This is a genomic window from Legionella stuttgartensis (genome assembly GCF_977063405.2).
In genome coordinates this window covers 105,589-118,517 of record NZ_CDRUHA020000061.1, presented here as the reverse complement: position 1 = coordinate 118,517, position 12,929 = coordinate 105,589, and the positions used below count along the sequence as shown (strand labels likewise).

The following is a 12,929-nucleotide window of genomic DNA, read 5'->3' as shown; positions in this document are numbered from 1 at the left end:
TAATTAGTATTAACTATGCGGAAACAAGTACTTCTTTATTGGCACATTTTAATATGGAGAAAAAAATGAGCTCAATAGTCATTTTTTTTAATGCAATTACTAATTTTAAAAGTGATTTGAGCCCATTAAAATCTACCGATGAACGCACTATTTTATTAATTAACCCAACTATTTATGAACAATTAAAAGAAAACCAAAAATGCTTTTTTGAAACAATTCACATTATTAATCCCATAACCTTTGATACGACTTTACCCATAGTCACTCACTATTTAAAAGAAACAAATCGAGATAACTTAAGATTAGTAACTAATGATGAATCCTGCACTCTTATTGTAGGTAAACTTATTGATCATTTAGGTTTAAAAGGGGAGGGCGAACGAAACTTAGTTAAATTTGTGGATAAAGTTGTAATGAAAAATATATTGCATGCCCAGGGCATTCGTACCCCCCACTATCAAGAGTTTAACAAAGAAAGCTACTTTCAAAACAAGGTACTTTACCGTAAGGAAGTTGAAAAAAAATTCAATTATCCTTTTGCGGTGAAACCAATCGCATTATATGGGAGTGCCAGTTTCAAGAAAATACATAATCGAACGGAATGGATAACTTATGCGGAACAAATAGCGCACTCTGAAATCTCTTTTCAAATTGAGGAGTTTATCGAGGGCACTTTATTTCACTGTGATGCAATTATTCAAAATAAAAAAATCCGATTTATTGCAATTTCAGAATACCTTTGGCCTATGGCATTATTTAAAGAGGGTTATCCCATGGGGAGTATAGTCCTTCCTGAAACCGATCCACGCTGGGATAAATTGAATTCAGTTCATGAACAAATCATAGCTTCTTTACAACCTCCTGATGGAGCTACTCATTGTGAATTATTTTTAACGAAAAATGATGAAATCATTTTTTTAGAAATAGCCGCCAGACCTTCAGGAGCATTAGTGGTTTCAATGATTGAGGAGATTACAGGAGTAAATATAGAATTAGCCCATTTCAATCTAAGACTGCAAAAGCGCATTCATATCCAACTAAAACCACCGATAAATTTTTCTTTTTTCTGTTATATACCTAAAAAAAATGGCACGGTTATAAGTTTAGAAGTACCTAACTTCAATAGTAAGCTCAGTATTGAGTGGAATGTAACGCCTGGTGATGTAATTCAACCGCGAGCCACAAAAGAAGATGATATTCCGATAAAACCAATTAATATCGCAGCAACACTTATCTTATCCAACGCAAACTTTGACAGTCTTTATCAAGATTTTCTCACTTTAAAAACAGCACAATTGATAACAACTCAACCTTAAAGCTCTTCATAAATCAGCTCTTTTTGTCTTGCTAGATGCTCTAGAACATGCTCATTAACATCAATCCCCAGACCCGGTTTCTTAAAAGGTATTCTCATGCCCTCAGCATAGGGAGATTGAGTAAAAATGGGTTCTTTAAAATTCTGAAATAAAAATAAATCGCTATCTAAATCAGTAAATACGACATTAGGCATTGATGCTGCAAAATGAATTCCTGTTGAAACGCCCAAAGGACCTTCCATCATGCAACCAACCATTACTTTTAATCCAGCTTCGTGAGCTCTTTGCGCCATAAGTCGAGCCTTCCAAATTCCTCCTGCTTTTTGGATTTTAATATTGATTCCATTTACCGCATTCATGCGAATCAATTGTTCCAAGTCATCCATGCCCACTATGCTTTCATCAGCGTAAATATCGACTCCATCCAACTGTTTTTTTATGTCGAATAATCCTTGATAGTCATGTTTTTCCACGGGTTGCTCTATAGCAACAACAGACCCCAAAATCGCTTGTATTTCTTTCAATAGGTCTATTGCTTGGCGAGAATCTTTAAAACATTGATTGGGATCAATTACATAAGCTACATTTTTAGCAAATACACCTTTAATTACTCTTGCGATGTCATGAATATTTTTATCATTATTTAATTTAATCTTAATTAATTGGACTTGAGGATGATTTTGACGAATGTTTATTGCAAACTCTTGAGTTTCTTCCAAACCCAAAATCGGTATCGTCAAGCTATTGGGAGTGAGATTCTTTACAGCACCAAAAAGTTCATACACTGGTTTATTTTTTATCTTTCCTAACAGATCATGAAAAGCACTATCCAAAGCAGCTGCCGCATGCGAGCTTTGGATGTTTTCCTGGAGGCGCTGATAAAAAACGTGCGGTGCGTCCGTAGGATTAATCGAGCAATGTTTAAACTCGTGTAACTGAGAAACCACATAGTCATAAGTTTCACCCGTCATGAGCGCAAACGGGGCTGCTTCTCCCATTCCTACAAAATTATTATAACGAAGTTGAACCAAAATGGTTTCTACATGAGTCCAGGTATAGGTAGCAATAGAGAGGGGCTGTGGCAGTTTATATTTAAGCCTATATATTTTTAATGAAGCGGAATCCATAAACCACTCCTTAAAATGGACTGCAAAACTCTTCTATAATTAGTTTACTTGCAGCAATTATGTCTATAACTCCAATATTATAGACTTGTTTACGAGTGCTCGAATGAATGTACTTTTTCTTATAGGCAACGATTTATATTCGTATAATATGGCGAATGAGATTTGTCTTCAATTTGCAAGACATCATTTTAAAGCATCGTTTTTAGTTTTTAAAAATGAGTTAGCATTTAAGCCAGAAAAAATACAAGATGAAATAAAAGAGTTAATCTTTTATGAACGCACCCTATTTAGTGAGGTCTTACTTCCTTATCTCAAAAGTCATTCCAATAAAGGCAAATATTTAGGATTGGAAGGTTTGGCAAAGCAGTATCATATTAACTACGATTATTGCAGTTTTATTGATAGTAGAAAGGGATCAGAATTTATTTTAAAACAAGCAAAAGCTTGGAATATTAATGTCGTAATTTCCATTAGATGCATCGTTAAGCTTGATGAACACCTTATAAATCATTTTACTGAGGCTAATGAACAGTATTTGTGGAATGTTCATCCAGGTTTATTACCCCAATACAGAGGAATTATGCCGGTTTTTGGTGCGATGTTTAATCAAGAAAGAATACATGGAATTACCTTATTGAGAGTATCAGCAAATCTGGATGCAGGCACAATAATCGACTCACGAACTTGTCCCATTGATTATTCCAAATCGATGATACAAAACGCATTAGATCTCATTCCAACAGGAGTGGATCTAATCACGAGCAACTTACTTAAAGCAGCAAGCCATGAGCTCTTACCTGCTTTGATTCAAAATGAAGCCGACAAAGGATTTTATTCATTCCCTACAGCTGAAGAACTAAAACTTTTTAAATCCAAAGGATTGAGCCTTTATTCAAAAGAGGAGTTAATCCATGTAATGGACAATTATTATCTAGGTGAAAATCAAAAGGAGGTTTTACACAAATTACAAAACCATGGTAGATCTAATGCTGCACCGTAATAAGTAATCTAAGAGCAGACTCTGGTAACGCGAAAAAGGAAGAATCATGATGCCAATGCTATTGAATATTTGTTTACTTGCTGTAGGCCTTTTCCTGGTAATTAAAGGAGGGAGCCTCTTTGTGGATGCAAGTGTCCAAATAGCCGAGGGATTAAACGTTCCGCGTATCGTGGTAGGTGGTACTATAGTAAGTCTCGCTACAACCAGTCCCGAGCTTGTTGTTTCTACAACGGCTAGTTGGATGGGGGATAGTGGGATCGCTATAGGAAATGCGGTTGGATCTGTCATCGCGAATATTGGGCTCATAGTTGGAATTATCGCTTTTTTAGCGCCAGTTTCTGTCGATAAAGCTAATTTTCGAAATCGATCTCTATGGATGCTTTGTGCTGCTATTCTGGTGATCTTATTCTCTATATCCTTAGAGATGGGGCGATTTGCTGCATTTTTATTAGTGGTATTTGCAATGGCTTATCTTGCTTATGACTATAAAGGGATTATGGAAACCATGAAGCAAAATGCTGATTGTAAATCGGATACTAATTCTGAACCTATTTCGTTAAAAAAACCATTTATTACCTTCATTATCGGGGCTTTTGTGGTCGTGGTGGGAAGCAAATTGTTGGTCACATCTGGTGTCGCGATTGCCAATGCACTTCAGATCCCATCCATAGTCATTGGATTAACGGTGATCGCTATAGGGACATCTTTACCTGAGTTGGTTACCGCGATTATATCCGTCAAAAAAGGAATTGCGGATCTTTCCATAGGGAATATAGTGGGTGCTAATATACTTAATTTATCGATGATTACTGGTGCTGCAGGGCTCATAAATCCCTTAACTTTAACCCGATTTACTCGGAAGTATTCTTTTTCTTGGATGATGATTATGATGCTCACCATGATCTTTATCTTCTGGAGAAAGGGTAAGGTGGGAAGAAAAGAGGGAATCATCATTCTCGTCCTCTATGTTATATATTTTGCAGGAATAGTTATCCGCTCAATTCAGTATAGCGTCATGAACCCATTGGTTTCATAGATTGAAGCCTTACTCAAGCACTACCTGAAAAAATAAAGGATGGATTTCTTAGACTTTAATAATCTCTTAATAAACCCGAAATATAATTTGGCCCTCAATATAAATTATTCATCCAATTATATCGTCATGTGCTAAGCAAGGATGAATGGAGGACCGGTACACTTAGTACTCTAAATCAATAAATTATGAACAATAAGCCAGATTATTGAGGTAGATATTTAAGTTAATCAGTCCACATGCTTTTAAAGTCCCTTTGTGTTTAAGCATAATATCCATTTATTCATGCGTCTTAGAGATTAATTGACTGTTACTTATTTATAAATGTTCTCTATTCTGATTACGAAATACTTCATAGTCTTGTTGATTCAATAGTTACTACTTTATTCCTGGAATATCTTGAACGTGTAACGTCACTCCCAACAAAAGAATAAAAATACAGAGGTATTTAAAATGAAAAAATCTTTTTTCACCGTATCTAATAAAGAAAAAAATAAAACACAATATTTTTTACAACAATTTCCATGTATCGAACTTTGGCGCTTTTTTGTTGAGCGATCGAGGTATGACGACAGGCAATTTTCTAAAGATTTGCTTATCAAGTGCCTTGAAGGGGTAACAATTAATTTTCATGGAGAGTACAGAGTTCTCAACAGAGAGGAACGAATAGAATATCTGGAAACCGTTAGATTAAACGAACTTTACCAGTTGGCTTTCAGGGGTTTCTCGCTAGCAAATTTAAATTTACTCAATTTAATTATAAATTTTTTTAAGTTTGAGGAACAAGACCCGCAATTACTTAAAGACTATTTCGAAATGCGTAGGGGATGGAATGGTTTTGAGCTATCCGAGCCGGGTTATATGCTTGGTATGGCGCACGGCTTTGTTTTTATTGTAAACAAATTAAAAGAGTCTGCGGTTCTTGATTTAGAATTTATCAAAGGTCTTCATGCTGCATGTACCACAGTAGTCAGGAATCTAATGGGTTCAAGACCCGGTGAGTTCAGGAAAAATTCTTTAGTTAGCTGGTCCTTGAATGCAGAACAAAATTCATTTGAAGGTATTTATGAAATTCTACTCTATATGCGGACTTCTGAGTGTAAAGGCCTCTCTTTTATTGATAAGAGCGGTAAAATTCTTGCCAGTACGCGGGATAAAGCTTTTGATCCCAGGGAAAAGGCACTTTTGATTTGGGATATGCTCAAACAGGAACAGACGATAAGCATGCGTACCTCTGAAATGGATGAACAAATTAGGGATGTGGATGGATACCTCAATGAAATTTGCAATTTACATCTAAAGACATACAAGAAAGAGATCTTGGAATCAAACTCAAAACGAGAGAAGCTCGCAGCACTATTCAAATTTATCAAATATACCGTATTACATCATCCGTTTCCTGATGGAGTGGGTCGTACTATTTCGATGCTTTTAACCTTCTATTTATTAATGAATAACAATTTACTACCGGTAATCTTAAAAAATTCAAATAATATTCCGGGCTGGTCGGTTAAAGAGATGGTTGAAGACTACTTAAGTCTTGAGCAGGAAATGAAGGAAGTTTTGCGAAATCCCAGTTATCTTTCAAGTGAGCGTTTTGCATTAAACAATCTTGATACAGGCAATTACCTAAAGCAACTTCCGGAAACTTCTCGAAGTCAATTTTATGAGGCAGTTGAAATGATGCAAAATGCCATCCAATTATATAACTTGGAAAATCAAGAAAATTCCTGCTCCTCTAGTGAGACTATCCAATTGTAGTTCTCTGGATTGCAAGAACGAATCTCACCCAATTTCTTAATTTAATTGGGGTTTTAGTAGTTAAATGGTCTTTGATTGTCGTATTCATTTTTTTATCAAAGGCCTTATCAATTTATCGTGAGTGAAAAGAACAAAATGAAAGTACTTGACCATTGGTTTGTTACTTGATCTCTAGAGAAGAAAAAACCAGCTAAGTCACACGCTAAGGGATAGAGATAACCATTTTCAGTTGAATGTGAGATTTAGAAAAAGTACACTAAAGTGGATTCTTTGGAGGCAAAGAGTTATCAGTCCTTTAATAAATTCGTTCACGATAAATATATTCTTCAAATTAAGAGGGAAATTACTAAGAGATTTAAACGTCCGTTCTTTTAATCATTCCGGATCATGTTTAGCCAACCGAAACCAACAACTAGCCCACACCTCCTTGTAGAAAAGGAAAGATCCAGCACTAGGGGCAATTAAGAGTGCCAAGATAAAAAGAAACAACGCCAATATAGTTAAAAAGGTATGAATAATTAATTTCAAAATCACAATAAAATCATCTCTAAGTTCAATTTTTTGAGGTGCTGTCAATTGTCATCATTCAAGCTAGAAAAACGACACTCTTTTAAACTATTTCTAAACGCAAGGCCAGGGAGTCGGCTTTAAGGACAGAAAAACCGAACTCAATAGGAATTTGTCGTTTTACCTTGTTGGAGTTTGATGTACCTCATCATGTTATCTTTATCGGAATTACTGGGTCCAGTGGCTAAAATAAATTGATGATGCATCGAAGTTTCATTAATTTGTATTTATTTAAAAAATTATGTATAAGCATTTCTTTTTAAACGTAAATAATGAGAGATATTATGCTTAATATGCCCAAAACAATAAAAAATAATTGCCCTGGAGATGAAAACGCGTATGTTGAGTTTAATCGGGAATTAAAAATGTTTCGTGCGGTGGTAAAAGATGTGGAATTCTTCGACACTCCAAAAAACTTAACACATGTTCTAATTGATTTTAATCGCGATGAGGAGCGGGTAGAGTTAAGTTTAATCATTTCAGAAAATGAATCCGAGGCGAAAAACCAATTAAATGAATTTCAAAAGGTAGTCGGTAAATTAAACGATACAAGTTTTTTCAATAAATTCTACCTTTCTCGGACTGATTTTTTTCAAAAACAATGCAAACATTTTGTCGGCATGTTTTCTAATCTCTCAACTGAGAAAAAAAGCGCTACAAATAATCCACATGAAAGTAATAGCCATAATGGAAATTTTGCATTCTAATTTGAAAAAATTCCATCCTAAATTACCGAGCGGGTTAGTTTTAACCCAACAATAGACGTTTTAAGCGATTGTTTGGTTGGGTCAGATGCCCCAACCAACTTAATTGTTTTTCTTGGTTGGAGCATTTTCGATTACCAAGTTTTGAGTATAAACACTGGGTTTTCGGGACCTTATAGCAAAAACAAACACAAACAGGCTGAACAGCAATAAATAAGCTAAATCCCAATACGGAGGTAGAATATGTTTACCGCCGTAATTACCAAGATAAGAGAAAATACCAAGACCAAAAAGATACAATATAAACCACAGGGATTGTTTGCCATCAAGTTCCTGATGGGTGTTTTTTATAAAACAATAAAGAACGGTCCCTCCTAGTCCCAGCAGCGTGATCACCAATAGCTTTCGCATACTGTGGAATCCCGCCCAATAAACACCGACTGTACAAACATAAAACCCAATACAAGCAATAAAGTTACCACCCTGCAATCGAAAAGGTCGTTTATAGTTGGGTAATTGCCTACGTAGACAAACAAGTGCAATAGGTCCTACGGAATAGCTAACCATTAATATGGCCACAAGAAAAGCTGACATTTCTTGCCAGCCATGTAATACAAGCGACATTATGGCTGCAAGGACAAAGTTCACTCCTAAACTAACCCAGGGCACTTGGAACTTATTTCGTTTGGCAAGGACTTTGGGGGTTTGTACCACCGAGCTCATGCTGCTTAGCATATGAGCTGAGGTAGTTGAATAAACCAGACCGGTTGAATAAGGCGATATAAACGCATCAACGTACAATAAAATACTCAACCATACCATGCCGGCTAGGGACGCGAGAGCTGCGAAGGGGCCTGCGTCACCGATAAACGATAAGTTGACCCAGCCCTTCGCAAGTGAATGATCACTAACGCTGCCAATAAAAGACCATTGTAAGCCTGTGTAAAGTACGGTTGTGAAAAATAACGAACCACACAAAATCAACGGAATATACTGGCCTGGTTTTTCAAGTTCGCCCATCATAATAACCACTTGCCTAAATCCTAATAAGGAAAAAAGTACACCGCCGCTTGACATCGCAGCCATGATCCCCTGCCAACCATAAGGCATAAACCCACCATATTCAAAGAAATTATCTGGGTGATAACTCATGGTCACTAGGCTTGCAATGGTAAGCGCGGGGATTATTATTTTCCAAACAGTAAATGCTGCGTTAATGCGCGCAAATAAACCGATACCGAAATAATTGAACAAAACAAAACTCATTAATACCACTAAGGACAGCACATAACCTAATGGAGTATTTCTATAATACACCCCATAATGGGCTACTAGACCAGGAATATAATTACTAGCGTATTGAATGACACCTTGGGTTTCTATTACGGGGAGGAGAGCTAAGGAAAACCAGGTCATGCTGTTCACCATTGCACTTGTTAAACGCCCATGAGTATATAAAGGTAAGCAAGCCAGGCTATCGGACTGTGGAAACATCGTACCTAACTCAGCATAGGATAAGGCAACAAATAAAAGTAAAAAACCTGCAAGTGGCCAGGCAATAATCGCTGCAGGACCGGCAAAATGAGCGGAGTATAAAGAACCAAATAACCAACCTGAACCCACCATGCTGGTAATTGAAATCCAAAGTAAACTCAGGGGACTTAAATTTTTATTCATCTTGTTTTCCCATATCCTTATGGTTTTGCTGTGAACAAATAGTCAGGCCGTAGTAGCGATAAATAATTATATAATTTTGAATTGTAAACAGAAATATCGTTGTTACCAACCCGTAGGAATCAAGAATTACCAAACGATATTATTTTATATCTAAAAAACAAATCTGTTGGTGAAAAGGACCTAATCTACTTCTTATGTAATTACACATACATTTATGTTAAAAATCATATGACTGAAATTCGACTCATGAATTTCAGAAAATAACTTTTTATTACAGGGAGTTACAATGCCTCAACCTAAATACATTACCGTTAATGGTGTTATGAAAAAAAACCCAAAATATGCTTCTGAAGTAAACACAATACCAACCGCTCAAAAACCTCTTAACGCAATCGCGGTAGTCTCATCGCCAGACGAGATATTCGAGGCTTCTGAAATCCAATTGCAATCCGCTAAAATGGTAGTACCGATGGAAGCAACCACTTCAAAAACAATTGAGATGTTGCAGAAAGAAGAGACATTACAAAAATACCAGTCTCCAACCCCTTTAGATGGTGGAGAAATTATCGATAAAATTGGAGAAAAATTTACACAATATGCAACTCCTTTCGGGCTGATCAATCAATTAATAGCGTTAACCAAATATAAATTAGATTTTCTTATTGATGATAGTGGCTCCATGTCCAATCTTACCGACGTGGATGCCTTGGAAGCCTCAGAGCCGGTAAAGTCAGCTATTAGAAAGAGCTTAGGGAGAGCCCCCTACATCGGTGAAAAAATGACTCGTCTGCAAGAAGCCGAAGATCGCTTGCATATTATGATAAGTATTTTGGCATATATTCCCTTTGAGCACATTCAAATACGTTTTTTGAATAGTCGCACCCCATTGATTTTAGAGCGAAAAGGAAAAACTCCAGGACAATTTGAAGAGTACGCCCATAAAGTAATTCGTGAACGATTTGCCAGTCTTGATTTAGGAACAACTCCGGTTGCCGATCCGCTACAAGCAGGATTCGATTATTCAGGAAGCTGGTCACATTATTTATTCAATGACGGGGAACCTGATGAAGGTGGAGAGGCTATCGCACAACAAATTATTAAACGAAAAAATCCTGAAGATCATCCTCTGACTCTAATCAGCTGTACCAATCGAGATGAAGATACTGAATGGATGAAATGGGTGGATGGGAAAGCAAAATTTGTCGCGGAAGTCGATGATCATAAAGATGAATTACGTGAAGTACAAAGAAAACAAGGGGAGGGGTTTCCATACACCCGAGGTATTTGGATACTTTGCCAACTCGTTGCTGCAATCACTCCTGATTTAGATGCTTTAGATGAAAATCTGCCTCTAACAAATTATTCTTTATCTAAGATCTTAGGTCGCCAATTAAACCCCTATGAGTATCAATATTACTTTGAAAGAAATCCAAATGCGGCATTATATGTAAATGAATACTCTCGTTTCTTAGAAGAGGAGGGATTTGCGAGCCAAATCATTTCAAAAACGGAGCAAGAACGACGGGAACAGTGGGCAGGATATGTAAAAGGTGAGCGCCCTAATATCCCGCTGGCTAATATCAGTTCGCAATTAACGCCCATAAGTGCTAAAGCGCATCAAATATTTTTAGAAAAATACTCAGCGAACCAACTTGTTCAAGAGCTCCCTACACAACTGAGTTCGATATCAATTGCACCCCATCAGGCATTTATGCCCTCACCAATGAAAATGGAAGTGTCACAACATTCCTATGAAAGCTCAATGAGTAGCAATTTCAAATAAACGAAAAGTAGTCTTTTAACCTAATATTCGAAATTGTGGGAGATTGATGGTTGGGTCAAGACGACCCAACCTACGTTCTAAATGATAATTACCTTGTATTAATTAAAACAAACATTTACCCATTCATATCCATCCTGATTACATCGAATTGCGGGTTATTATCGGCCTCCTCCTTCTTATTTTTTTGCCCAAACTGACCTGCATTGCTCACACCCAAGTGAACATCAGCTATAAGCTCTTTCTTTGAAGCCGGTTTATTATAATTTCTCTCTTCAATCAGGTTTTTCACGAGCAGATTGGGGTAGAGTGGTATGGTTTGTTTTATACCTTTTGGTGTTAGGTTTCCATGTTCAGCCAAGTATTTTTCAATCTCTGTTTTTTCATAAGTAATTCCGTCTGCCGCAACAACTGGACTTTCAAATGTTTTATTAGTCTCTTTAGAGATTAGGATAGGGGGCGTCTGAGTTAGATCTATTCCAGGCTGTTTATAATAGGCAATTAAATCACTTACTAGTAAGTTCGGAATCAAATCAGCTTGAGTTAAAGCTTGTCGTGTGGAAGGATCCCTATTCAAATCTACTATGGTTGCTTTTTCATAAGTAATTCCTGCAGGAGTAATGACAGGATTGTTCATTTCCTCATAGTAAATAGGATCTTCAAAAGAAGGTAGTATTTCGGCAGGCAACTTACAAAACTCTAATACTAATGGCTTAATAATGTCAGCTTTTCCTTCAGTGATTAAAAGAGCAATAATTTGTTGTTCATTGTTCTTAATTAACTCTTTAAAATAAACCTTGCCCTTCTCTGAAGTGAAAAACTGCATTGGCGCACCCGCTTTTAATAGAGCACTTGCTAACTCTATTTGATTGGCGTTTAGTGCAACTATCAAAATAGAATCATAGATAACTTTATCGGTCTCACACATCCTATGATTTTCTACAATTGCTTTAATACAGCTCCACTCTTTTTTAAGGACCGCCAAATCGAAAGCTGTTTTGCCTTGCTTATTCTTCCGATTTACATGTACACCATATTCCAGAGATAAACGAATTAGCGCCACATTTGGGATTTTCACACCCAGATGCAAAATAGTATTTAATTCATTATCAATAACCGTATTAACAGATACACCCTTTTGTAACAATTTAGAAATTTCGGCAACATCCATGTTTTCAACTGCTTTTTTATAAGCATCCCTAGGATTTAATGGTTCAAAAAACCGTGTCTCGATGTCCATAGGCTTTGTGTCTAATGGATGCATGAAGTCAGCAATTAATTGATAACAATCCCAGTGCTCTAATTCAGCAGCTAATTGAATTGGTGTGAGCTTATTTTTATTTAATGCATTAAGCTCAGGTTTATATTGTAATAATAATGCGGTTAATTCTTTATTATTTAACTTTACTGCTTTATGAATAGCCGTGTTTAATTCTTTATCCACACGAATATTGATAGAGAAGCCTGAATCCAAACACGCTTTCACTTGGAGAAGGTCACCTTTATTAACAGCCTGTATAAAGGTATCTCTTTTAGTTGTTTGTGCTACTGGTCGCGCTATAACATCAATGGGTTCCTTAACAACATGGAACACTTTTAACAAAGCCAAATCACCTGAGGATAATTGCCGAGTATTATCTGCGAAACAAAACTCAGCCATTATGGAAAGGCAATCATCAGCCTCCATAAAACCCGCTAGCCCAATAGCGCTTAAACCTGCTTTATTTTTATAGGTCAAATCAATTTTATATTTTAACAATAAGCGGACCAACTCTTTATTGTTTTGTTGTACCGCATAATGCATTGCCGTATTAAGCTTACTATCAATACGAATATTGGGAGAAACTCCGTTAACATTTAAACAGTATTCTAGAGCACTAAGATCGTTAATCGATAAAGCAGCTAAAAAAGAATCACGAGGAGATTTAGTATACATAGTTTTTAGTATCCACTTTTTAGGTTAA

The 12,929-nt window shown here is 36.4% G+C and carries 9 protein-coding genes; 6 read left to right on the top strand and 3 right to left on the bottom strand.

The annotated features are described in order from the left end of the window. The first annotated feature begins 65 nt into the window (after positions 1 to 65). A complete protein-coding gene (locus ACWTEW_RS22900) occupies positions 66 to 1,316 on the top strand; it encodes an ATP-grasp domain-containing protein (RefSeq protein WP_454783364.1) in 1,251 nt (416 codons plus the stop codon). On the opposite strand, the gene ACWTEW_RS22895 is transcribed toward ACWTEW_RS22900, so the two are convergent. Continuing rightward, positions 1,313 to 2,443 carry an enolase C-terminal domain-like protein gene (locus ACWTEW_RS22895; RefSeq protein WP_454783363.1) on the bottom strand — a complete coding sequence of 377 codons (1,131 nt, stop codon included), beginning with the start codon at positions 2,441 to 2,443 and terminating at the stop codon, positions 1,313 to 1,315. The genes ACWTEW_RS22900 and ACWTEW_RS22895 overlap by 4 nt on opposite strands. Positions 2,444 to 2,546: 103 nt before the next feature. On the opposite strand from ACWTEW_RS22895, the gene ACWTEW_RS22890 reads away from it, so the two are divergent. From ACWTEW_RS22890 to ACWTEW_RS22875, 4 genes are all read left to right on the top strand, one after another. Beyond that, positions 2,547 to 3,443 carry a formyltransferase family protein gene (locus tag ACWTEW_RS22890; protein WP_454783362.1) on the top strand — a complete coding sequence of 299 codons (897 nt, stop codon included), beginning with the start codon at positions 2,547 to 2,549 and terminating at the stop codon, positions 3,441 to 3,443. 46 nt (positions 3,444 to 3,489) lie between these two features. Then, a complete protein-coding gene (locus ACWTEW_RS22885; RefSeq protein ID WP_454783361.1) occupies positions 3,490 to 4,479 on the top strand; it encodes a calcium/sodium antiporter in 990 nt (329 codons plus the stop codon). A 450-nt stretch (positions 4,480 to 4,929) separates the two neighbouring features. Then, the gene (locus ACWTEW_RS22880; RefSeq protein WP_454783360.1) at positions 4,930 to 6,237 is read left to right on the top strand and encodes a hypothetical protein; all 1,308 of its coding nucleotides are present in this window, start codon (positions 4,930 to 4,932) and stop codon (positions 6,235 to 6,237) included. Between the two features lie 851 nt (positions 6,238 to 7,088). After that, positions 7,089 to 7,511: a hypothetical protein gene (locus ACWTEW_RS22875; RefSeq protein WP_454783359.1), complete on the top strand. Its 423-nt coding sequence runs from the start codon at positions 7,089 to 7,091 to the stop codon at positions 7,509 to 7,511. Between the two features lie 99 nt (positions 7,512 to 7,610). On the opposite strand, the gene ACWTEW_RS22870 is transcribed toward ACWTEW_RS22875, so the two are convergent. Beyond that, on the bottom strand, positions 7,611 to 9,185 hold the full coding sequence (locus ACWTEW_RS22870; RefSeq protein ID WP_454783358.1) for an APC family permease: 1,575 nt from the start codon (positions 9,183 to 9,185) through the stop codon (positions 7,611 to 7,613). Positions 9,186 to 9,471: 286 nt separating this feature from the next. On the opposite strand from ACWTEW_RS22870, the gene ACWTEW_RS22865 reads away from it, so the two are divergent. Next, entirely contained in the window at positions 9,472 to 10,968 is a 1,497-nt protein-coding gene (locus tag ACWTEW_RS22865) for a hypothetical protein (RefSeq protein ID WP_454783357.1), read from the top strand. 115 nt (positions 10,969 to 11,083) lie between these two features. Here the strand turns inward: ACWTEW_RS22865 and ACWTEW_RS22860 are convergent, their stop codons facing one another. Then, positions 11,084 to 12,901, bottom strand: a complete 1,818-nt coding sequence (locus tag ACWTEW_RS22860) for an ankyrin repeat domain-containing protein (RefSeq protein ID WP_454783356.1) — start codon at positions 12,899 to 12,901, stop codon at positions 11,084 to 11,086. Positions 12,902 to 12,929 lie beyond the last annotated feature (28 nt).